This window comes from Nocardia sp. NPDC051911 (assembly GCF_040681035.1).
GTDB classification, from domain to species: domain Bacteria; phylum Actinomycetota; class Actinomycetes; order Mycobacteriales; family Mycobacteriaceae; genus Nocardia; species Nocardia sichangensis.
Window position 1 is genome coordinate 78,839 of sequence record NZ_JBFAXY010000008.1, and the last position, 24,414, is coordinate 103,252.

General features: G+C 70.5%; 11 protein-coding genes. 1 reads left to right on the plus strand and 10 read right to left on the minus strand.

Annotated features, from left to right (window positions below; translation table 11 throughout):
* Positions 1-60 precede the first annotated feature (60 nt).
* The 9 genes from AB0L97_RS12255 to AB0L97_RS12295 all read right to left on the minus strand — a co-directional run bounded on the left by AB0L97_RS12255 (position 61) and on the right by AB0L97_RS12295 (position 22,761).
* Positions 61-843, minus strand: coding sequence for an ABC transporter permease (locus AB0L97_RS12255; protein WP_355077700.1), 783 nt, complete (start codon positions 841-843; stop codon positions 61-63).
* Between the two features lie 89 nt (positions 844-932).
* The gene (locus AB0L97_RS12260) at positions 933-1,925 is read right to left on the minus strand and encodes an ATP-binding cassette domain-containing protein (protein ID WP_364428173.1); all 993 of its coding nucleotides are present in this window, start codon (positions 1,923-1,925) and stop codon (positions 933-935) included.
* Entirely contained in the window at positions 1,922-15,559 is a 13,638-nt protein-coding gene (locus AB0L97_RS12265; protein WP_364428176.1) for an amino acid adenylation domain-containing protein, read from the minus strand. The genes AB0L97_RS12260 and AB0L97_RS12265 overlap by 4 nt, the downstream gene beginning before the upstream one ends.
* A 376-nt stretch (positions 15,560-15,935) precedes the next feature.
* On the minus strand, positions 15,936-17,606 hold the full coding sequence (gene lnt, locus AB0L97_RS12270; RefSeq protein WP_364428572.1) for an apolipoprotein N-acyltransferase: 1,671 nt from the start codon (positions 17,604-17,606) through the stop codon (positions 15,936-15,938).
* Between the two features lie 666 nt (positions 17,607-18,272).
* Positions 18,273-19,871, minus strand: a complete 1,599-nt coding sequence (locus tag AB0L97_RS12275) for an amidohydrolase family protein (RefSeq protein WP_364428179.1) — start codon at positions 19,869-19,871, stop codon at positions 18,273-18,275.
* Positions 19,872-19,911: 40 nt separating this feature from the next.
* Entirely contained in the window at positions 19,912-20,166 is a 255-nt protein-coding gene (locus tag AB0L97_RS12280) for a hypothetical protein (RefSeq protein ID WP_364428182.1), read from the minus strand.
* 54 nt (positions 20,167-20,220) lie between these two features.
* On the minus strand, positions 20,221-20,703 hold the full coding sequence (locus tag AB0L97_RS12285; protein WP_364428185.1) for an FxsA family protein: 483 nt from the start codon (positions 20,701-20,703) through the stop codon (positions 20,221-20,223).
* 92 nt (positions 20,704-20,795) lie between these two features.
* Positions 20,796-21,455, minus strand: coding sequence for a response regulator transcription factor (locus tag AB0L97_RS12290; protein ID WP_039798341.1), 660 nt, complete (start codon positions 21,453-21,455; stop codon positions 20,796-20,798).
* Positions 21,456-21,588: 133 nt separating this feature from the next.
* The gene (locus tag AB0L97_RS12295) at positions 21,589-22,761 is read right to left on the minus strand and encodes a histidine kinase (RefSeq protein ID WP_364428189.1); all 1,173 of its coding nucleotides are present in this window, start codon (positions 22,759-22,761) and stop codon (positions 21,589-21,591) included.
* Between the two features lie 107 nt (positions 22,762-22,868).
* On the opposite strand from AB0L97_RS12295, the gene AB0L97_RS12300 reads away from it, so the two are divergent.
* A complete protein-coding gene (locus tag AB0L97_RS12300; RefSeq protein WP_355077647.1) occupies positions 22,869-23,636 on the plus strand; it encodes a TSUP family transporter in 768 nt (255 codons plus the stop codon).
* On the opposite strand, the gene AB0L97_RS12305 is transcribed toward AB0L97_RS12300, so the two are convergent.
* The gene (locus tag AB0L97_RS12305; RefSeq protein ID WP_356962114.1) at positions 23,637-24,284 is read right to left on the minus strand and encodes a TetR family transcriptional regulator; all 648 of its coding nucleotides are present in this window, start codon (positions 24,282-24,284) and stop codon (positions 23,637-23,639) included.
* Positions 24,285-24,414: the final 130 nt, after the last annotated feature.

Below are 24,414 nucleotides of genomic sequence, written 5' to 3' on the forward strand. Positions count from 1 at the left end.
AAACGGCCGCCGCATCGTCCGGATGCCGGCGGCCGTTCGCTGTTCGCGTGGTCGTGCGGGTCAGTGACTGGCCACCTTGCGGTAGCGCAGCAGCGCCAGCGGCACGGCCACCACGAGGATCGCCACCGAGCAGGCTGCCGCGTATTCGACGCTGTGGTCGGCGGCCCAGCCGCTGGGCGGGACGAAGGTGGGCGGCGAGTCGTTGTCGAACAGCTTTCGTCCCGCCGCCGACACCGCGGTGATCGGATTCCACTCGGCGATCGTGCGCAGCGGACCCGGCAGCGTCTCGGCCGAGATGAACGCCGAGGAGATGAACGTCAGCGGGAACAGCCAGATCAGTCCGGCGCTCTGTGCCACTTCGACGGTCGGCGACATCAGGCCCGTCAGCGCGCCGACCCAGGACATCGCGAAGGCGAACAGCAGGATCACCGCGAACGCCAGCACGGCGTCGGAGACGCTGCCGTGGATGCGCCAGCCCACGATGTACCCGCACCCGACCATCACCGCCAAACTCAGGATGTTGACCACCAGGTCCGACAGCGTGCGGCCCATCAGCACGGCCAGCCGCGACATCGGCAGCGCGCGCATCCGGTCGATGATGCCCTTCTGCAGGTCCCCGGCCAGGCCGACCGTGGTGAACGCGGCGTTGAACGCCACCGTCTGGGTGAAGATGCCCGCGAGCAGGAATTCGCGGTATTGGCCGCCGCCCAGCGAGGCGCCGAAGATGTAGGCGAACAAGAACACGAACATCAGCGGTTGGATCGTGGCCGTCACCAGCAGCGTCGGCACGCGCAGAATGGTGAGCAGATTGCGGTGCGCGACGATCGCGCTGTCCCGGAACAACCGCAGCCGCGGGGCGGAATTCGGTTGCGTCGCGGCCTTTTTCGGCTCCTGTTCCGCCTTCGCGGCGGCCTCCCCAACGATTGCCGTGCTCACGACATGATCTCCTCTTGTACGTCGTCGGTCTCCGGTTCCGTGACGGTCGCTCCGCTCGGTTTGCCGGTGAGGGAAAGGAATACGTCATCGAGGCTCGGCCGGTGCACGTTGGCGTCGACCACGCAGACGCCCGCGTCGTCGAGCCTGCGCAGCGCCTCCACCATCGTGCGCGAACCGTCGCCGACCACCACCGATACCTCGTCGGTGCCCGCCTCGTGGCCGGGCTCGCCGACGCCGACCTGCGCCAGCACGGCCAGCGCGGGCGCGGCGGCCTGTCCGGCGGCCAAGGTGACGGTGAGCCGGTCGCCGCCGATCGAGGTCTTCAGTTCGTCAGCCGAGCCGCGCGCGATGACCTGCCCGTGATCGATGACGGTGATGCGGTCGGCCAGCAGGTCGGCCTCTTCCAGATACTGCGTGGTGAGCAGCACCGTGGTGCCGTCGTCGACCAGGTCGCCGATCACCCCCCACATGTCCAGTCTGCCGCGCGGGTCCAGACCGGTGGTCGGCTCGTCCAGCACCACCACAGTGGGCCGGGCGACCAGCGCGCCCGCGAGGTCCAGCCGCCGGGCCATGCCGCCGGAGTAGGTTCCCGCTCTGCGGTGCGCGGCGTAGTCGAGCCCCAGGGCGCCGAGCAGTTCGGTGGCCCTGGCGGTCGCATGCCGCGGCGACATCCCGTACAGCCTGGCCACCATGCGCAGGTTCTCGTAACCGGACAGATTGGCGTCGACGGCGGCGTACTGGCCGGACAGGCCGATCCGTTTGCGCGCCGCCGCGGGATCGCGCAGTACGTCGACGCCCGCCACGCGCACCGACCCGGCGGACGGCTTCAGCAGCGTGGTGACGATCCGCACGGTCGTCGTCTTGCCCGCGCCGTTGGGGCCGAGCAGACCCATCACGGTGCCCGTGGGAATCCGTAGGTCGATCTCGTCCAGCACGCGGACCCGGCCGTAGTTCTTCACCAGGCCGGTCACTTCCACCGCGAAACTCACCTGTGCGTCTCCTTCGTCTCCAGCCACCTCCGCAGCACCGGCCCGATCACCGCCAGTGCCTCCGGGGTGGTCATCGCGGAGTGCGCGCAGCGCAGCTCGTGGTCGTGGACGGCGCCGGTGACGTACGGCTCCCAGGCGTCGGCGCGCCGGTCGGGATCGGCCCGGTTGATCGGGTCGTCGCCCGCGCTGAAGAACAGCAGGTCGCCGTCGAACGGGCGGGGCCGGAAGCTGTGTGCGAGCACGGTGCCGTTGTCGTAGCCCGCGTAGAGCCGCTCCAGATGCTCGACGGTCAGCGCCGCGAACGGTCCGGACCGGGCGCGCAGCAGTTCGGCCGCCTCCCGAAGACTCATGCCGGGATCGATCTCCGCGCCGAGTTCGTCGCTGCCGAACTCCCCGACGATCTCGGCGACGCTCGGCGTCGCCTGGTCGAGCAGTTCGTCGGACAGGCGGTAGCTGTCCATCATCGACAGCAGCGCGACTTCGTCGCCCGCCTCTTGCAACTGCACGGCCATCTCCTGTGCGATCAATCCGCCGAGCGACCAGCCGAGCAGGTGGTAGGGCCCCTCGGGCTGGATCTCCTTGATCGCGGCCACGTAGTGGCTCGCGGCCTCGTCGATCGACGCGTAGCCGTCCTGCCCGGCGGCGTGCGGCGCCTGCAACCCGTACACCGGCCGGTCCCCCGGCAGATGCGCGAGCAATCCCGAGTAGCACCAAGCCAGACCGATCGCCGGATGCACACAGAACAGCGGCGCCCGGCTCGCCGCGGTACCCGGCCGGATCGGCAGCACCGGCGCCAGCATCGCCGCCACCGCGGCGCCCGAGGTCGCGCCCGCGTCGTCCAGCCGCGCCGCGATGGCGGCGGGCGTCGCGTCGCCGAACATCAACTGCACCGGCAGGTCGATGCCCGTCTCCCGCACGCGCGCGACGACTTTCGTGGCCAGCAGCGAGTTGCCGCCGAGTTCGAAGAAACCGTCGTCCGCGCCCACCGACTCCACACCGAGCACCTCGGCGAAAGCCGCGCACAGCGCCTCCTCCGTCGGGGTGGACGGGGCCCGATAGCCCTCACCCGTGGTGAACACCGGTTCCGGCAGCTTCGCCCGATCCAGCTTGCCCACGGGGCTCAGCGGAACCTCGTCGAGCAGCATGATCGATTGCGGCACCATGTAATTCGGTACCAGTCCGGCCACATGCCCGGTCAGCTCGGCCGCGGTGAGCGACACTCCGTCGCGCGCCTTCACGTACGACACCAGCGCTGTCGCGCCTGCCGGGGTGCGATGCCCGATGGTGGTGGAGAACGCCACCCCGCCGTGACGCGCGAGCGCGGCGTCGATCTCGCCGAGTTCGATACGGAAGCCGCGGATCTTGACCTGATGGTCGGTACGGCCGACGTACTGGATCTCCGGCGCGGCGTCCGCCGACGACCCGTGCTCGCGCGACCCGGCCCACCAGCGCACCAGGTCGCCGGTGCGGTACATCCGCTCCCCCGGCTTGCCGAACGGGTTGGCGACGAACCGCTGCGCGGTCAGACCAGGACGGTTCAGGTAACCGCGGGCCAGCGCGTCTCCGGACAGGTGCAGCTCGCCGGTCACCCCCAGCGGAGCCGGATGCAGCCGCGCGTCCAGGACCGCCGCGTTGACGCCGCGAATGGGTCCGCCGATGGTGATCGGCTCGCCGGGCGTCATCGGCTGCGACATCACCGTGACGATGGTGGTCTCGGTCGGGCCGTAGACGTTGTACAGATTGCGGCCCGGCGCCCACTGGGTCACCAGGTCCGGCGGCAGCGCCTCACCGCCGACCAGCACGTGCTGCAACTCCGCGAGGCCATGCGGGTCGACCGTGCCGAGCGCCGAGGTGGTGATGAACGCGTGGGTGATTCCCTCCGCGGCGAAGACCTGCCGCAGTTCGTCGCCGCCGACCACGCCGCTGGGCGTGATCACCAGGGTCGCCGCGCCGCCGAGGGACAGCAGCAGATCGAGCATCGCGGCGTCGAAGCTCGGCGTGGCGAAATGCAGCACCCGGCACCCCGGCTGGACGTCGAACCGGTGGGCGGTCTCGGCGGCGAAGTTCGACAATCCACCGTGCGTGACCATCACGCCCTTCGGCGTACCGGTGGAGCCGGACGTGTAGATCACGTACGCGGGATTGTCGATTCGCAGCGGGGCGAGGCGCTCCGCGTCGGCGATCGGCGCGTCCGGCGCGGCGAGCACCAGGCGGCGGAACGCCGGGTCGTCGAGCACGATCCACTCCGCGCCCTCGGGCAGCTCGCCGCGGTAGCCCGCCAGCGTGATGCCCAGTGACGCACCGGAATCCGACAACATGTGCGCGATGCGCTGCCGCGGGTACAGCGGGTCGACCGGCACGAACGCCGCTCCGGCCTTGGCCACCGCGAGCACCGTCGCCACCGACTCGATCGACCGCGGGATGCCGAGTGCCACCAGTGTTTCCGGGCCGACGCCACGGGCGATGAGTACGCGCGCCAGCCGGTTGGTCCAGCGATCCAGGGCGTCGTAGGTCACCTCGGTGCCGTCGGCCACCAGGGCGATGCCGGCCCGGTCGACGCTCGCCGCCAGCTCGAACACTTCGGGGAAGGTGATCGGCCGGTCGGGTTTGGCCCCGCGCACCGGAGCCAGCCCCGACCACTCGGCGGGATCGAGCACCTCCAGATCGCCCACCGCGGTGGTCGGGTTCGCGGCGATCGCGGCCAGCAAGCGGGCCAGGCGCTTGCCCAGCCGCTGCGCGGTCGGCTCGTCGAACAGGTCACTCGCGTAGTTCACCGCCACCGTGATGCCGGCCGGATCACGTTGCGGGGTCTGCGTTTCGGTCAGGGTGAATTGGAGATCGAACTTTGCTATCCCGGTGTCGATGTCGGCCGCCTCGATGCGCAGCCCCGGCAGGTCCAAGCCGCCGACCGGCTCGTTGCGGACCGAGAGCATCACCTGGAACATCGGATGGTGCGCCTGGGACCTGGCCGGGTTGAGCACCTCCACCAGACGTTCGAACGGCAGGTCCGCGTGGGCGAAGGCGTCCAGGTCGGTTTCGCGCACGGCGTGCAGCAGGTCGGTGAACCGGGCGCCCGGGTCGATCCGCGTGCGCAGCACCAGCGTGTTGACGAACATGCCGACCAGCCGGTCCAGCGCGGGATGACCGCGACCCGCGATCGGGGTGCCGACGGTGATGTCGTCGGTGGCGGTCATCCGGTGCAGCAGCACCGCGAGCGCGGCGTGCAGGACCATGAAGAGGCTGACGTTGTTGCTACCGGCGATCATCTGCAACTCGCGGTGCGTGACCGGGTCCACCGCGCACTCCACGGTGCCGCCCCGATAGGACGGGGCGGGCGGACGCGGCCGGTCGGCGGGCACGGTCAGCAACTCCGGGATGCCGTCCAGGGTGTGCCGCCAGTACTCCAGCTGCCTGGTCACCGCCGAGTCCGGGTCGTCCTCGCTGCCGAGCACCTCCTGCTGCCACAGGGTGTAGTCGGCGTATTGGACCTCGGGCTCCGCCCACTCCGCCGCGCCGCCACCGCAGGCGGCGCGGTAGGCGACGGCGACGTCGGCGGCCATCGGTTCGAGCGACCAGCCGTCCATCGCGATGTGATGCACCACGACGACGAGCACGTGCTCCGCGGGCTCGCCGGTCTGCACCGAGATCAACGCCGCGCGGATCGGAACGGTGGTGGCCAGATCGAATCCCGGTGCGGCGAAACGACGCACGGCGGTCTCGACCTCGTCCGGGCGCACCGTCATCCGCGACAGCGAGATGGCCGCCTCGGCCGGGTCGAGCACGACCTGCGCGGGTGCGCCGTCGGTCTCCGGGAACACCGTGCGCAGGGTTTCGTGTCTGGCTTGCACCGCGTGCAGTGCGGAGACCAGCGCGCCGACATCGAGGGCACCGGTCATCCGAAGGACGAGCGGGACGTTGTAGGCGCCCGACGACTGCCCGGCGCCCGACCCGGCGTTGAACCGGTTGAGGAACCACAGCCGCCGCTGAGCGGCCGACAGCGGGATGCGCTCGGGGCGCTCCCGGCGCACCAGCGCCGGGCGGTCCGCATCGGACGCCGCGCCCGTGTCCAGCAGCTCGGCGAGCCCGGCGACCGTCGGCGTGGCGAACACGGTGCGCACGGCGAGCCGTACGTTCGTCGCCGCGGCCAGCCGCGCGACGAGCTGGGTCGCCAGCAAGGAGTTGCCGCCGATGTCGAAGAAGCTGTCCTCGGCACGCACGCCGTCGGCCCCGATCAACTCACCCATCACCGCGGCCACCAAGCGCTCCGTGTCGGTCCGCGGCGCACGGCCGGGCGAATCCCCGAGCAACTGCGGTTCGGGCAGTGCGCTGACGTCCAGCTTGCCGACCGGAGTCAGCGGAATGGCGTCCAGCACGGTGAGCCCGGAGGGCACCATGTGCGTGGGCAGCCTGCCCGCGACGAAGGCGCGCACCTCCTCGGTGTCCACCCCGGCCGCCCGGTCGGCGGGCTGTACGAACGCGACGATCCGGTCGGCGCCGGCGATGCGGCGCACCTCGGTGTGCGCGAACCGCACCGACGGGTGTTCGCCGAGCACGGTGGTGATCTCGCCGAGTTCGACCCGGAACCCGCGCAGCTTCACCTGGTGGTCGCTGCGCCCGAGGTAGACCAGCTCGCCGGCGGCGTTCCAGCGCACCACGTCGCCGGTCCGGTACATCCTGGCGCCCGCGGGCCCGCACGGGTCGGCCACGAAACGCGTTGCGGTGAGCCCGAACCGGTCGAAGTACCCGCGCGCGAGGCCGTGCCCCGCGAGGTACAGCTCGCCGGGAACACCGACCGGCACCGGGCGCAGTCGCTCATCGAGCACCAACGCCCTGGCTCCGCGCACCAGGCTGCCGATCGTGATCGGATCGCCGAAGCGGATCGGGCGGGAGATCGTGATGACCACGGTGGTCTCGGTCGGTCCGTACACATCGCACAGCACACGTCCCGGTGCCCAGCGCGCCACCAGATCCGGCGCAACCGCCTCGCCGCCGACCATGAGCGCACGCAGGTGCGGCAGCGGCCAGCGTTCGTGGTCGATGGTGGCGAGCGCGGCCGGGGTCATGAAGCCGTGGGAGACGCGCTCGCGCTCCAGCAGCGCGGCCAGCTCGTCACCGCCGTAGATGTCGGCCGGGCAGATCACCATCGCCGCGCCCGCGCCCAGCGCGATGAGCAGATCCAGGATCGCCGCGTCGAAACTCGGCGTCGCGAAGTGCAGTGTGCGGGAACGCTCGTCGACGCCGATGCGGTCGCGGATCTCGTCGGCCAGGTTGGACAGACCGCCGTGGGTCACCGCGACACCCTTGGGCGTTCCGGTCGATCCGGAGGTGTAGACCAGGTAGGCCAGGTCCGCCACCTGGTTGGCGCGCGAGCGTTCGTGGTCGTGGATCGGCGCGTCGTCGTGGCCGTCGAGTTCCGCGGCGAATTCGGGACGATCCAGTAACAACCACTCGATCTCCCGCCCGGCCGGGGCGCCCGCGCGCAGCTGCTCCGCGTGCGCGGTGATCGTGACGCCGGTCGCGCAACCGGAGTCGGCGAGCATGTGCCGGATGCGCTCGGCGGGGTACTTGGGGTCGACCGGGACGAACGTCGCGCCTGCCTTCGTCGCCGCCAGCAGCGCCACCACCGAATCGATCGAGCGGATGAGCCCCAGCGCCACCCGCGTTCCCGGGCCGAGTCCGCGCGCGATGAGTGCCCGCGCCAAGCGGTTGGAGCGCCGGTCGAGCTCGGCATAGGTCAGTGAGGTCGTCCCCGCGCACAGCGCCGTGTTGTGCGGGAACCGCTGCGCGGTGGCGGTGAAGTACGCGGCCAGCGTGCACGGCTCGGCCGCCTGCCCGCCCCGCGCCGGGGCGAGTGTGCGGCGCTCGTGGTCGGTACGCGCGTCGACGTCGCGGATCGGCACGCGCGGGTCGGTGGTGACGGCGGAGAGCACGCGCAGGAATCGGTCCGCCAACGTCTCGATCGTCGTCGCGTCGAAAAGTTCTGCGGCGTAGACGAACTCGTAGACGCTGTCGGTCTCGTCCGCGGCGGATCCCGGTGCGCCGGTGTCGTTCGCGACCCGCAGCTCCAAGTCGAACTTCGCCAGCGCGATGTCCAACGGCTCCGCGCGCAACGCGAGGCCGGGCAGTTCCAACGCGGGCACCGGACCGTCCTGCACACTCAGCGCCACCTGGAACAGCGGATGACGGCCCGTGGCGCGGGCATCGGCGCCGAGTTCGTCCACGATGCGCTCGAACGGGATGTCGGCGTGCGCCAGCGCGGCCAGTTCGGTATCCCGGTCGGCGCGCAGCAGGTCGGTGAAGCTGCGGTCCGGGTCGACGTCGGAGCGCAGCACCAACGTGTTCACGAACATGCCGACCAGTTCGTCGAGCTTGGTGTCGGTACGCCCCGCCACCGGGGTGCCGATCACGATGTCCCGACCGCCGGTGACACAGCGCAACAGCACCGCGAACGCCGAACGCAGCACCATGAACTTGCTGACACCTCGATCGCGAGCCAGCTCGGCGAGCCCGCGCCGCACCTGCTCCGGCACCGTGAAACGCACCGTTCCCGCCTGCTGCGTCGGCTCCTCCGGCCGCGGCCGGTCATAAGGCAGCGGCAACTGGTCGGGAATGTCGGCCAGCGCGGTGCGCCAATACTCCAGTTGGGTCGCCGCGACGCTGTCCGGATCGCCCTCCGAGCCGAGGCAGGCACGCTGCCAGATCCCGAAGTCGGCGTACTGCACCGGAAGCGGCGTCCACGACGGCGCCGCACCCTCGTGCCGCGCCGCGTAGGCGGCGGCCAAGTCCTTGGTCAGCGGACCGAGCGACCAGCCGTCGGCGGCGATATGGTGCAGCACGACGCCGAGCAGGTAACGCTCCGGGGAGGTGCGCAACAGCGACAGACGCAGCGGCGGCTGCCTGGTGAGATCGAAACCGCTGTGCGCCAGAGCTTCCAGCGCGGCCTTCGCGCCGGAGTCATCGATGTCGGTGACCACCACCTCGGGCACCGCCCGCTCGACCGGCAGCACCACCTGCTGCGCGCCGTCGGCGTCCTCGGGGAAGACGGTGCGCAGCACTTCGTGCCGCCCCACCACGTCGGCGATCGCTTCGCGTAGCGCGGGCACGTCCAGATCGCCGGCCACGCGGATCACGAAAGCGATGTTGTACGCACTCGATTCGGGCGCGAATCGGTTGATGAACCACAAACGCTGCTGCGGCAGCGACAATGGAATGCGTCCCGGACGTGGCGTCTGCACCGCCAGCGCCTGCCGCTGCGTCCGGGGCGCTCGGTCCAGTTGCTCGGCGACTCCCGCGACCGTCGGCGCCTCGAAGATCGACCGCACCGGCAGCTCCACACCGAACTCCGCGTGCAGCGCGGCGGCGAGCCGGGTGGCCAGCAGCGAGTTGCCGCCGAGATCGAAGAAGCTGTCCTCGGCTCCGGTCACCGGGCGACCGAGCACCCCGCCGAACACGCCCGCCACGCCGAACTCCAGTGCGGTGCTCGGCGGACGGGACGTCGCCGCGGCCTCGAACACGGGCTGCGGCAACGCCTTTCGGTTCAGCTTGCCCGCGGGCGTCACCGGGATCTCGTCCAGCACCGCCACCGACGCGGGCACCATGTAGCCGGGCAGCCGCTGCCGCGCGGTCTCCAGCACGGCCCGCGCCTCGACCGGCCGATCGGCCGTCACATACGACGCCAGCCGTACCTGGCCCTGCTCGTCGGTGTGCACCACGGTGAGCGCGAACCGGATGCCGGGATGCAGGCGCAGCACGTTGTCGATCTCACGCAGTTCGATACGGAAGCCGCGGATCTTGATCTGATCGTCGGCGCGCCCGAGGAACCGCAGCTGTCCGGACCGCTCCATGACGACCAAGTCGCCGGTGCGGTACATCCGCTCCCCACGCCTGCCGTGCGGGTTGGGCACGAATCGCTGCGCGGTCAGGCCGAAACGGCCGTGGTAGCCGCGGGCGACGCCGGGACCCGACACGTACAGCTCGCCCGGCGTGCCCGGCGGCACCGGATGCAGGCGACTGTCCAGCACGAACAGACGCATGCCACGCACCGGCGCACCGAGCGGCACGGGCCGGCCCGGCCGCATGGGCCCGCTAGCGGTCGCCGCGACGGTGGCCTCCGACGGACCGTACATGTTGTGCATGCGATGCCCGGCGGTCCAGGTCTCGACGAGCTCCTCCGAGCAGGCGTCACCGCCGACGATGACCGTCTCCAGCTCGTCGAGCCCCTCGCTCGGCACGGTGGCCAGCGCGGCCGGTGTGACGAAGGCGTGGGTGACCCGCTCCTCGCGCAGCAGCGCGGCCAGCTCGACGCCGCCGTACATGCCCGGCGGGGCGATCACCATTGTCGCGCCCGCGGCGAAGCCGAGCAGCAGCTCCAGCACCGAGGCGTCGAAACTGGGCGAGGAGAAGTGCAGCGTGCGCGCCGCGTCCGAGATGCCGAACAGGTAGTTCTGCTCGCCGGCGAGGGAGGCGATACCGGCGTGGGTCACGACGACCGCCTTCGGCGTGCCGGTGGACCCGGAGGTGTAGATGAGATAGGCCGGGTGGCTCACCCGCATCGGGTGGTGCCGCTCGTCGTCGGTGATCGGATCCGCCGAGTGGCCCGCCAGCTCGGCGGTCAGTTCACCCGAGCCGAGGACCAGCCAGTCGACCTGGGTCTTGCGGTGCCTGCCCCGGGTCGCGGGCAGGGCGGGCATGGCGTCGAGGCATTCGGGGTCGGTGATGCCGAGCGTCGCCCCGGAGTCACCGATCATGTGCGCGATCCGCTCGCCCGGGTAGCTGGGATCGATCGGCACATAGGCCGCACCGGTTTTGGCGACGGACCACACCGCGGTGATCGCGTCGAGCCCGCGCGGCAGCGCGATCGCGACGACCGTCTCGGGACCGGCCCCGTGCTCGATGAGCACGCGCGCCAGCGTGTTCGATCGCTCGTCGAGTTCGCGGTAGGTGGTGTCGGCGCCGAGATAACGAACCGCCACCGCGTCCGGCAGCCTGCGCGCGGTGCCGGACAGCAAGGTGGCCAGCGTGATCGACGGCTCGGCGGGCGCGCCCCCGATGGGCACCAGATTCTCGGACTCCCTGCGGTCGAGGATCGGCAGGTCGCCGACCGGCAGCTCGGGAGCGGCCACGCCGCCCGCCAGCACGGCGATGAACCTGCGGGCGAACGACTGCACAGTGGAGTGGTCGAAAACGTCCGTCGTATAGCCGAGTTCGGCCGACAGCGGTCCGTCGCCGGAGTCGTCGTGGACGACCAACTGCAAGTCGAACTTGGCGACGTCCGAGGCGATCGGCAGCACCGCGGCGCGGACCCCGGGCAGCTCGATCCGCAGATCCGGCGCGTGGTCGTAGGACAGCATCACCTGGAACAACGGATGCCGCGACGGAGAACGCTCCGGGTTGACCACCTCGACCAGCCGCTCGAACGGTACGTCGGCGTTGGCGAAGGCGTTGAGGTCGGTCTCGCGCACCACGTCGAGCATCCGGTCGAACCCGGCCGCCGGGTCGACCGCGGTGCGCAGGACGAGGGTGTTGACGAACATGCCGACCAGGTCGTCGAGCGCCGGATCGGAACGACCCGCGATCGGGGTGCCGATCGCGATGTCACCGCTCGCGCACAGCCGCGACAGCAGGGTCGCCAGCGCCGCGTGCAGCACCATGAACATGCTCACGCCCCGGCCGGCCGCGAGTTCGACCGCCGCGCGGCGGATCTCGGCCGGAATGGTGAACTCGACCCGGCCGCCCACGGTCGACCTGCGCAGTGGGCGCGGGCGGTCCAGCGGCAGATCGAGTTGCTCGGGGAGCCCGGCCAGCGCCGTGCGCCAGTGCGTGAGCTGACGGCTGAGCGCGCTGGCCGGATCGGACTCGTCGCCGAGCAGCTCGCGCTGCCAGAGGGCGAAGTCGGCGTACTGCACCGGCAACTGCGTCCACTGCGGTTCCACGCCGTTCGCGCGCGCGGCCACCGCCGTCATCAGGTCCTTGGCCAGCGGTGCGATGGACCAACCGTCACCGCAGATGTGATGCAGCACGACGAGGAAGACGTGGCGCTGCGGGCCGGTGCGGTAGAGCGCCACCCGGATCGGGGCTTGGCTGCGCAGATCGAAGCCGTACCCGGCATACTCGGTCGCCAGGTCCGCCACGTCGGCCGCTGTGACATCGATCGGGTCGAGCGTCAGCGGGATCGCCTCGGCCGAGTGGATCAGTTGGTAGGGCCCCTCCGGCGACTCCGGGAAGGTGGTGCGCAGGCTCTCGTGCCGTTCGATGACGTCCACCAGGCCCGCACGCAACGCGGCCACGTCCAGTGGGCCTTCCACCTCCACCGCGAGCGGCATGTTGTACGCGGCGGCGTGTTCGGAGAACCGGTTCAGGATCCACAGCCGCTGCTGCGCCTGCGACAGCGGGATCCGCTCCGGTCGTTCGGCGGGCGTCAGCCGCGGCGAGGCGACGTCGGTGGTCTGCATGGCGAATCGCCGGGTGAGCGCCTCGATCGTCGCCGACTCGAACAGGTCACGGATGGTCAGCGCGGTGCCGAGGGCGGCGTTGATCCTGGATACCGCCCGCGCGGCGATGAGCGAGTTGCCGCCGAGATCGAAGAAGTTGTCCTCGATGCCGACCTCGGTGTCGAGCACCTCGGCGAAGATGCCTGCGAGCACCCGCTCGACCTCGGTGCGGGGTTCGGCGATCGGCCGGATCGACCGCGTGCCCGGCGTGGGCACGGGCAGCGCCTTCCGATCGATCTTGCCGTTGGCGCTCAGCGGCAGCTCGTCGAGTTCCATCAGCGCGGACGGCACCATGTAGCTGGGCAGCGTGCGCCGCAGTGCGGTCAACAGCGCGGCCGTGTCCAGCGGGGCATCGTCGTCGTCCTGCTTCGCCGCGACCACGTAGGCGACCAACTCGTCGCCCGCGCGTCCGGTGTGCGCCACGCATACCGCGCGAGCCACCTTCGCGTCCTCGAGCAGTGCGGCCTCGACCTCACCGAGCTCGATGCGCAGGCCACGGATCTTGACCTGGAAGTCGCTGCGGCCCAGGTATTCCAGCACGCCCGGCTCGGCACCGGAGCGGCCGATCTGCCAGCGTGCCAGGTCACCGGTGCGGTACATCCGCGCGCCGGGAGTGAAGGGGTCGGCGACGAATCGGTCGGCGGTCAGCCGCGGCTGTCTCAGGTAGCCGCGGGCCAGCTGGATTCCGGCGAGATACAGTTCGCCGACCACGCCGGGCGGAACGGGCTGCAAGCGGTCGTCCAGCACGTAGGTCTGGGTGTTCCACACCGGCGAGCCGATCGGCACGGCGGCGGCATCGGGTGGGCACGCCCAGTAGGTGACGTCCACGGCGGCCTCGGTCGGACCGTACAGGTTGTGCAGTTCGGCGGCGGGCAGCGCCGCGTAGAACTCCCGCACGGCGGCGGCGGGCAGCGCCTCACCACTGCAGAACACCCGGTGCAGGCAGGCGCAGCCGCGTAGATCCGCCTCGGTGACGAACACCGATAGCATGGACGGCACGAAATGCGCTGTGGTGATGCCTTTTTCGGCGATGATCCGGGCGAGGTACGTCGGGTCGCGGTGCCCGTCGGGGGCGGCGATCACCAAGCGCGCGCCGACCTGCAAGGGCCAGAAGAACTCCCACACCGAGACGTCGAAGGTGGCCGGGGTCTTCTGCAGCACCGCGTCGTCGGGGCCGAGCGGATACTCGTGCTGCATCCAGCGCAGCCGGTTGACGATGGCGGCATGGGTCACGCCGACGCCTTTGGGCTTTCCGGTCGATCCGGAGGTGAAGATGACGTAGGCGAGGTGGTCGGGGCGCAGCGCGCCCGTGCGGTCGGCGTCGGTGACCGGCGCGTCGTCGAATCCGGAGAGCCGCGCGGTGTCGATGTCCAGCCGGGTGACCGTCGCGGGCAGCTCCACGTCGTCCCGGCTGGCGGTGAGCACGCACAACGGCTCGGCCTGACGCACGATCTGCGCGATCCGCTCGGCCGGGTGCTCGGTGTCCAGCGGCAGGTACGCCGCGCCCGCTTTCACGATCGCGTACATGCCGACCACCAGGTCGAGGCTGCGGCGCAGGCACAGGGCGACCGTCGTATCGGGCCCGGCGCCGCGCGCGATCAAAAGCCTGGCCAGGCGGTTGGCGCGGCCGTCGAGTTCGGCGTAGGTCAGCGACTCGTCGCCGAACTCGAGTGCGATGGCGTCCGGATCGGACCCGACGCGTTCGGCGAAGAGGCTCGCGAGGGTGCCCTCCTGCCGGGGCGCGGCGGTGGCGTTCCACTCGTGCAGGACCTGCTCGCGCTCGGCGTGGGTGATCGCGCCGAGCGACTCGGCGGGCACCGTGGGATCGGCGGCCAGGAAACGGCCGAGGAAGTCCAGATAGCGTGCGTGGTGCACGCCGACTTCGGCCTCGCCGTAGAGGCGGGGATTGGCTTCGAAGTCGATGTGCAGGCGGCCACCCGCGCCGTTGTAGACGTTGACCGAGAGGTCTTCCACCGGGCCGGTGGCCAGCACGTGCATGGAGCCGAGCAGACTGCCGAAACGCAGCTCGTCGTGGAACAGCATCAGATTGACCATCGGGCCGAAGAATCCGCGCGCGTCGCGGGAGTAGCCGCTGTCGCGCCGAATGTCGTCGTGCCGGTAGCGCTGATGCCGCAAGGCGCCGGTGATCTGCAGCTCGGCCGCCTTCACCAGGTCGCCGATCGTGGTCGCCTCGTCGAAACGCAGCCGGATCGGCACGACGTTGGAGATCACGCCCGCCGAGCGGCGCAGCGACACCGTGGTGCGCGCCGAGACCGGCAGGCTCAGCACCACGTCCGCGTTGCCCGTCACCGAACGCACGTAGGTGGCCAACGCCGCGACGAACACCGCCGAGTCGGTGGTGTTCCACGCGCTGGTCGCCGCGTCGATCGCGGCATGCTGCTCGTCGTCGAGCACGGCGGTGGCCAGCCTGCGGCCCGCGTCGTGGGTGGCGGCGCCGAGCCGGGCGCCCCCGAGGCTCACCGGCTCGCCCACGCCCGACAGCTGCCCGGCCCAGTACTCGCGGTCACTCTGGAAACGGCTGGAATCGTGGTAGCGCGCCTCGTCGGCGTAGATCTCGGCCAGCGGCGTCGCCCGCGACGCGACCGGCTCGGTCCGGCTCTCCAGCGCGGTGTAGATCTCCGCGGTACGGGTGAGCGCGTTCATCGCACCGTAGCCGTCGATGACGATGTGGTGGGCGAACGAGTACCAGATGTAATGGGAGTCCCCGATCCGCAGAACCGCGTTGGAGGTCAGCGGATCGCGTTCCAGATCGATCGGCGAGCTCGTGTGTTCGTGCATCCAGCGCAGCGCCGCGGCGCGCGGGTCGGCCTCGCCGCGCAGATCGAAACGGCGCCAGCCGGGCCGTGTCACCGGGTCGACGATCTGATACGGAGTGCCATCTATTTCCAACAGGCGCACTTGACCCACCTGGGTCTCGGCGCCGAAACGCTCGATCGCGTACAGCAGCCGCCCCTCGTCCAAGTCGCCGTGGATCTCGACGTACTGAGAGATCGTGAGCGGTACGTCGGGGCGAATCCGCTGCGCGTACCAGAGAGCTGTCTGCGCGGGTGACAGAGCAAACGGTTGGGCCGAGAATTCGCCGGATGAACATTGGTCGACGCGATCCGTGGCCAATGAACTCATCAATCACTCCGTTCTGCCGCTGTTGACGCAACTCCCCGAGCACCGCCCCAGCAAGCGCACGCGCGCCAGCCGTAGGACGTAATCCACGCCCTATGATTCGGAGCGTCGCATCAGCCGGATTGCCGACGTTTTGGATTTGTTTCACATCCAACGTCCTTGGCAGAAGGCCACTTTGGTTGGTTACATTTCCGCAAACATTGCGACTCAACTAGGTCGAACCGAAGCAAAACGGGCCCTGACCAGACTGTTCGATGCTACTCCGCAGATCGCTTCAGTTGTCTGGCGAACGGCGCGCAACTTTACTACGCACCTTCGTTTTCGGGGCGGTAGGGGCGAGAACAAACCGAGTGTTCGGTAAAAGCTGGTTCGACAGGATCTATCGGTCGTCGACGGCTCGACGACCGGTTCGCTCGTCCACGCGGGTAACAGATCGCCGCCGGAGGGCCGCGGCCAGCGCGGCGGCAGCCGTCAGGATAACGAAAACTCGCTCCGGCGCGGGCCCGATTCGTGTTGCGAGAGTGGTGTCGTTGCGCAACGGAAGCTCGGAGACCAGAGCCGCGGGCACGAACAACGCCGATTCCTGCCGCACACTGCCGTCGGCGGCGATGATGGCGCTGACACCCGACGTGGCCGCGACGACCAGCGCTCTGCCGTGTTCGACGGCGCGAACGCGGGACATGGCCAGCTGCTGATAGGTCATCTCGCTGTCGCCGAAGGTCGCGTTGTTCGTCGGCACGGTGAGCAGTTGGGCGCCCGCGCGCATCGCGTCCTCGAACGAGCGATCGAAAGCGACCTCGTAGCACGTCGCCACGCCGATGTCTATACCCGCCGCGTGCACAACTCCGTCACCATTTCCCGGTACGAAATACCCCGCCCGATCGGCGTATTCGGAGAAATGCCGGAAGAAACTCCGCATCGGCAGATACTCGCCGAAAGGCTGGATGATCTTCTTGTCGTGCCGGTCTCCCGGACCCGCCGCGCCGTTCCACACCATCACCGAGTTGGTCGTCGTCCGGTCCGGGTTGATCAGCACGGCGCCGACCAGAATGGGTGCGCCGATGCGCTCGGAGGCGGCGGTGATCAGGGCGGCGGCGTCGGCGTTGCGCAAAGGATCGATGTCGGAGGAGTTCTCCGGCCAGATCACCACATCCGGGCGCGGCGCGCGGCCCGCCGCCACCTCGTCGGCCAGTTCTTCGGTGCGCCGGACGTGATTGTCCAGCACGGCCCGCCGCTGTTCGTTGAAGTCCAGTCCGAGGCGGGGCACGCTGCCCTGGATCGCCGCGACCGTGACCGTTCGGTCGCCCGCGTCCGGATCTGGCAGAGCCGACCGGAGCAGCAGACCGCTGAGCGGCATGATCAAGACGGCGAAAGCCACAGCGGCGTATCCCAGTCGGGTCGCCGGGACGGGTCCGCTCACGGCGGTCGACTCGGGCGCACCGTTTTCGGAGACCATGGTTTCGCGCCCGTCATCCGTGGTACGCACCGACCACAACACGGAGCCCAACGCGGCCAGCCCGGTTCCGGTGAGCGCGACGGCGAACCCGACCAGCGGGGCGCCGCCGATCGCCGCCAGTGACAGGAACCAGCCGTCGGCCTGACCGAAGGCCAAACGGCCCCAGGGAAAACCACCGAACGGGAAGCTGGACCTGCCCCACTCCGCCGCGGCCCAGGCCAGTGCCACCCACAGCGGCCAGCCGGGCAACGCGCCGACCAACCGCCCGAGCACGCCGAAGACGCCGAGGTAGACCGCGCAGGCGGTGGACAGCGCCAGCCACGGCAGCGGTCCGACGTAGATGCCGGTCCACGGCAGCAGCGGGACGAAAAACGCCAGCCCGGCCAGAAATCCGTAGCCGAAGCCCGCCCGCAGGCGGCCGTCGCCGCGTACGGTGAGCGTGAGCACCGCCACACCCAAAGGGGCGAGAAACCACCACGGTCTGGGCGGGAAGCTGCCGAACAGCAACAAGCCCGCGGCGACCGCCGCCACCGACCGCGTCGCCACCGGGTGATTGCGCGCCACCGCGGACGCCTGCCGCACCGACGCGAGCATTCGCTCTCGCACCATCACTCGGCCACCGTCCGCCATCGCGCAGGCCCTCGCCAGTCGGCGGTCGACAACCGAGCCGTCCAGCGGTCCGAGTCCGTCCCACGCCGCTCGACAAACCTCGACCCAGCAATGGACGTGATGTTTATCACACGGAATATCAAGTCCGCCATGCTTCGAGTGCGCGCACGCGACTCGCCCAACCGATCGACTCGCCCGGGGGTGTATTCACACCACACGGCCGACCGACCGGGAGCGAGGGCCGGAAAACGGCGGATACGCGAGTCATCGGGTATCCATATTTTCATCGCCGGGCCCCACTGAATCGTTAGCCGCCGCGCACGCGATATCGGTTCTCCGCTCACGCTCCGTCGAACAGACCGGAGCGTTCCAGCCGGTGCGTACGAAATCGCGAGCCGCCACGCTCGGTTATGCGGCTGGCTCACGCACCGATCCGCGGTGGCGCCGCGGTACACCGGAGAGCGTCCGGCAAACGGAGAAGATGGAGTACTGGCACGCAGTGCCACATCGGACCGCCGTGGACGAACAGAGTGCACTCGGCAAGGGGTGTTGTACGCCCGGCCCGAGCCGAGCCGCTCACGAGCCGCCCCGCGCACCCGAACGCCGGGCACGAGACGGCCGGGAGCCGTCGCGGACTCCACCATCGCGCGCTCACTTCGCATAGATAGTCACTCCCCGGTGCACGGTGCGCAGGCACGTGGGCAGCGGCGCGCCCGGCTCCAGCGCGGGCAACCCAGGGACGCGCGACCGCGGGTCGGTGGACCAGCGCTGCACCGAGTCGGCAGCCGCGCTGACGACCAGTTCGCCGGCATCCCAGATCGCATAGGAGGCGGGCGCCCCGGGGACCAGTGTGCCCGCCACCCCGTCGCGAACTCCGCCCGCGCGCCACGCGCCGCGCGTTGCCGCGGCGAAGGCGGCCCGCGGGGACAGGGCGTGGCCGGGCGTGCGGTGCCCGGCGGCGGCACGCACCGCCGCCCACGGATCGAGCGCGGTGACCGGGGCGTCGGAACCGATCGCCAGGGCCACGCCCGCGGAGGCCATGGCGGCGAACGGGTTCAGCGCCGCGGCGCGCTCCGCGCCGAGCCGCGCCGCGTACATGCCGTCGGTTCCGCCCCACGCGGCGTCGAATCCCGGCTGCACACTGGCGATCACGCCCCAGCGGGCCAGGCGGGAGATGTGCTCGGCATCGACGAGCTCGGCGTGTTCGACGCGATGCCCCAGCGCCGCTACGGCGGGACCGCCGAGTTCGGCGACCACCCGTTCGACACCGGCGACCACGGCATCCATTGCGGCGTCGCCGATCACGTGGAATCCGGCCTGGATGCCCGCGACGGTGCAGGCGCGGACGTGATTCGCGATCGCCTCGACATCGAGATAGCTTCGGCCGCAGCCGGATTCGTCGGAGTAGGGTGCGCGCAGCCACGCGGTGCGCGATCCGAAGGAGCCGTCGACGAACAGGTCGCCGCCGAGTGCGTGCACGCCGAGTTCGCCGATCAGGGCGCGAGCCTGCTCGGCGCTGCGCACCGCCTCGCCCCAGTAGGCCCGCACCTGGACGCCGTGCTCGAATTCGAGCAGTTCGCGGACGTCGTCACGGCCCGCGATCTCCGGCCCCGCGCATTCGTGGACCGCGACGACACCGCGCGCGGCGGCATGGTCCAGCGCTGCGGCGCGCGCTCGATCCCGTTGTGCCCGAGTCAATCCGGCGAGCGCGGCGGCGCGCACCAAGTGGTGGGCGGCGGCACGCACGGGCTCGCCTCGGGTGAATCCGTCGGTCGCCGCCAGCCCGGGCAGCGCGTTCAGCAGCGCCGAGGACGCCACCGCGGAGTGCGCGTCCACGCGCGAGAGATAGACCTGCCTGCCCGCACCCGCCGCCGCGTCGATCTCCTCGACGGTGGGCGGCCGTCCCTCCGGCCAGGTGGTCTCGTCCCAGCCGTCACCCAGTACCGCGCCGTCGGGGTGCGCCTCGGCGAACTCCCGCAGCAGCCGCAGGCAGTGTTCGAGCGACCGGGCGGCCGACAGGTCGAGCCCGGTCAGTTTCAGGCCCAGCGCGGTGACGTGCACATGCGGATCGACGAACGCGGGCGCGACGAAGGCGCCGTGGAGGTCGACGATCTCGGCATCCGGATGCAGCGCCCGTCCGGGTTGCTCGGCGCCCAGCCAGACGACGGTTCCGTCGCTCACCGCCATCGCCGTGGCGTCGGGTGAACTGGCACTGTAGAAACGGCCGCCGATCAGCAACTGGGTACTCACGAGGCACCAGTCTGCCCCATGCCCGATTCGGCGGTTTCGGTCAGGCGTTCAGCACGGAGTGGCGGTCCAGATCCTCCGGTTGCGCGAGCACCGCCATCACCTCCGCGTATTCCGGCGGCGTATCGCCGGTTCTCCCGGCCGCCGCGGGCAGGCAGCCCGCCTCCACGGCGATCAGCTCCAGGCGCAGCGCCGCGGCCGTGAATCCGGAAATCGACTGTCCCGCAGCGGCGGCCGCTCGTTTCACCGCGGCGGCCAGCTCTTCGCTCACCGTCACGGTGAGTTGCTCGGTGGTCATCGCGTCACGATAGCCCTTCGCGGCGCGACACGGAACCGGGTGCGGCGAGTTCACTCAGGCCGAGGGGATCGCGCGGCGCGCGTTGCCCTGACCGTCGTCGTACCACTGCCCCACGACGACGCCGTCCACCACGTCACCACCGTCGACGACGACCCCACGGTAAGGCCCGGTCGCGACCAGCTTGCCGAAGCGCCGTGCGGCGAAGGCCGCCAGCACTGGACGCGCCGGCAACCGCGTGGGCGGCAGCAGCAGGAGCAGACCGAACAGCGAGGTGACCAGGCCGGGTACGAACATCAGCACACCGCCCGCCGCGACCAGGGCGCCGTCCGCCACGGCGGTCCCTGGCGCCACTTCCCCGCGCGCGGCCCGGCGGAACTGCTCGAACACCCGCCGCCCCTGCGAACCGACCAGCAGCATGCCCGCTCCCGATCCGGCGATCAGCAGCAGAATGGTCGGCAACGCGCCGATCAGCTGACCGACCGTGACCAGCGCGGCGATTTCCACGACGACGTACAGCACGAACAACAAGGCGGGCATGGCGATCCTTTCGGACGATCTACCCCGGTCAACGTCTCGCGCCCAGTTTTTTCTCCCTGATTCGCCTGATAGGTCGCTGAGAGCCCGCGCCGTCATCCGCCCGGCCGCACCAGCCCGGTCTCGTAGGCGAGCACGACTGCCTGAACCCGATCGCGCAGACCGAGTTTGGTCAGCACCCGGCCCACGTGTGTCTTGACCGTGGCCTCCGAGAGGTACAACTGCTCGGCGATCTCCGCGTTGGAGCGGCCTGCCGCGATCTGCTCGAGCACCTCACGTTCGCGGGCGGTGAGCACATCGAGCACGCCCGGGTCGCGGGTGCGCGCCGGGTTCTCCGCGATGAGCCGGTCCAGCAGACGTTTGGTGACCTTCGGCGACACCACGGCGTCACCGGCGGCGACGCTGCGGATGGCCGAGACGAGATCCTCCGGCGGGGTGTCCTTCAACAGGAATCCGCTCGCCCCCGCCCGCAGCGCGCCGAGCGCGTGCTCGTCGAGATCGAAGGTCGTCATGACGAGCACCCGGCTGCCGTGCCCGGCCTCCACGATGCGGGTCGTGGCGACGACCCCGTCCACCACGGGCATCCGCACGTCCATCAGCACCACGTCGGGACGCAGTTCCGCCGCCGTGGTGACCGCGGCCGCGCCGTTGGCCGCCTCGCCGATCACTTCGATGTCCGGGTGCGCGCCGAGCACCATCTTCAATCCCATCCGCATGAGTTCCTGGTCATCGACGACGAGCACGGTGATCGGCACGTTCCCCAATGTAACGTGGCCGCTTCGCCGCGCCGGGCGGCAGCTGCGGCGCCGGTCTCGCCTACCGGTCGACATGGGCCGAATTCCACTGCTGCTCATTACTTTTCACGCAACGAGCGGCCGGGCGGCTCGTTCAGTCCGCCGGGTCGGAACGCAGCGGGATGCTGGCGTGCACCCGCCAGGCTCCGTCCGCGTGGCGGCCCGCGTCCAGGCTGCCGCCGAGCACGGCGACGCGTTCACGCATCCCCACCAAGCCGAGACCGCTGCCCTGGATGCGCGCGCCCGGTTCCGTCGGCGACGCCCCACCGGTGTCCGTGACGTCGATCAGCACGTCGGCATCGGTGCGGCGCACCCGCACCCACGCCTTCGGATGCGGACCGGCATGCCGCAGCGTGTTGGTCAGCGATTCCTGCACGATGCGGTGCACGCCGAGACTGACCTCCGGCGCGATGTCGTCGAGTTCGCCGGTCAATTCCAGCTCGACGGCCAGGCCGGTGCCGCGCATCATCTCCACGACCTTGGCGATGCCCGCGGTGCCGTGCTGGGGCAACTGGTCGGGCGCGTGCTCCGTGCGCAGCAGGGCCACGGTTCTGCGCAGTTCGCGCAGCGCCTCTCGGCCGGTGCTCGCGATGGTGGCGAGCGCCTGCTCGGCCGCGTCCGGGTCGCGGCGCAGCGCGTACTTCGCCCCGTCGGCCTGCACGATGATCACACTCACTGCGTGGGCGACCACGTCGTGCAGTTCCCGCGCGATGCGGGTGCGTTCGGCCGCGACGGCGTCGTGCGCGCGACGTTCCTTGTCGTAGTCGGCGACCGCGAGCCGGGCCGCCACCTCGGCGTCGTAGGCGTGCCGCGCGCCGATGAACTCCGCGAGCGTCCAGCACAAGGCGTAGAACATGGCGGTGAACACGCTGTCGGACCCGGACGGCTTGCCGATCGCGACGATCGAGAGCACGAGATCCACCACCAGGCCGAGCCCGTACCACAGTCCGTCCCGCCTGCCGACGTAAGCGACCAGCGTGTACAGCATGATGCCGTGGGACAGCTGTGCGATGTGGTCCGCGTCGTCCTGGACCAGGAAGCCGACCAGCGTCTCGGTCAGCGACAACGCCAAAGTAGCCGCCGCCATGGCCCGGGGATACACCCGCCGCAGGGCGAGCGGCAGCGGAAGCAGCACCCCGATGGCCAGGTAGGCGAGCTTGTTGTGCGCGTTCCCCACCCCGATGATCTCGAGCAGCACGAAGATCGCCGCCAGCGCCGAGTCGGCCACGACGGGCTTGCCCCGGAGCCACAGACTGAAACGACGCACCGGATCAGAGTAGGTGGCCTCGGCACGCGGGCGACCCGGCCCAGCCGACGACTGCCCGTCCCCGGCACCGGGCAGGGTCCGGATCCGCGGTCTGGTTGTCTGACCGGGTGGAGATCGGAGACTGGGCGGTTTTGTTGACCGCGGCGACGGCGGCGGGCTGGGTGGACGCGGTGGTGGGTGGCGGCGGGCTGATCGTGCTGCCGACGTTGTTCGTGGTGGCCCCATGGATCGCGCCGCAGACCGCGCTGGGCACCAACAAGCTCGCCGCGGTCGCCGGGACCAGCGCCTCGGTGCTGACCTTCGCTCGCAAGGTGCCGATGCGCTGGCGGGTGCTGCTGCCCGCGGCGGTGATCGCCGCGGGGGCGGCGGCACTGGGCGCGGCCGCGGTCTCGCTGATCGACCGGGAACTGTTCATTCCGATCGTCATGGTGGTGCTGGTCGGTGTCGCGGTCGTGGTCACGCTGCGTCCGTCGATCGGCGTCACCCTGGCCACGCATCCACCCACCAGGCGGAAGGTCGTCCTCACGGTGGCGTTGGCGGCCGGGTTGATCGGCTTCTATGACGGCTTGCTCGGGCCCGGCACCGGGACGTTCTTGATCATCACCTTCGCGACCCTGCTCGGGACCGAGTTCGTGCGGGCCGCCGCGATGGCGAAGGTGATCAACTGCGGCTCCAACCTCGGCGCTCTGCTCTTCTTCGGGGCGACCGGGCACATTCTCTTGGCACTCGGCGCGGGGATGGCCGTCGCGAATGTCCTCGGTGCCGTGGTCGGCGCGCGCATGGCGCTGCGGAAGGGCGCCGAGTTCGTCCGCGTCGTGCTGCTGGTGGTGGTGATCGGGATGGTGATCCGCTTGGGCTGGCAGCAGTTCGGCTGATCAGCCCACCGGTTGGGGGTGCTGGGTGGCCAGCCACGGTTGCAGCACCCGCGAGGTGGTCTCGTGGATCTCGCGCTGCAGGCGCTCGCCGTCCTCGACTCCCGCCACCGGTCGCTGGAACAGCACCGTCAACGCACCCGACACCGCACCGACGACCGCGCCGACCAACGCGGCGGCGCCGACCTCGTCGAGCTCGGCGGGGAACGCCTTGTGCAACTGCCTGGCGATCTCGCGTTGAGTGACCAGCTGGGCGTGCGCGGCGCGGCCGCTCACCGCGGGCACCGTCCGCGACACCTGGGCGCGCAGCGCCCCGATCCGGGCATGGAGGTCGTCGACGAGGTGCTCGCCGGGGTTGTCACCCGCCGCGCGCAGCCCGCGCAGCACGACCTCCACCGGCCGTTCGCCCGGACGTCTGCTGGCGATGGCCGCCACCGCGGCGCGCACCCGCTCGTCGGATTCCGGGAAGAGCAGCTCTTCCTTGCTCGCGAAATAGTTGAAGAACGTGCGTGTGCCGACGTCCGCCGCCGCGGCGATGTCGGCCACCGTGGTCTCCTCGTAGCCGCTCGTCTCGAACAGCTCGGCTGCGGCTTCCAGAATGGCTCGGCGGGTACGTTCGCGTTTACGGTCACGGAGGGCGGATGGCGGCACGCGGGCACAGTACGGCATCCGGCGAGCAACACGCGGTAAAGCCCGAGTGTCGCGCGCGCCGTTCACCCAGCGCCACTACGCATCGCGCGCGAATCGGCACCCGATGCGCTGTCGCACGGCGTGTGATCAC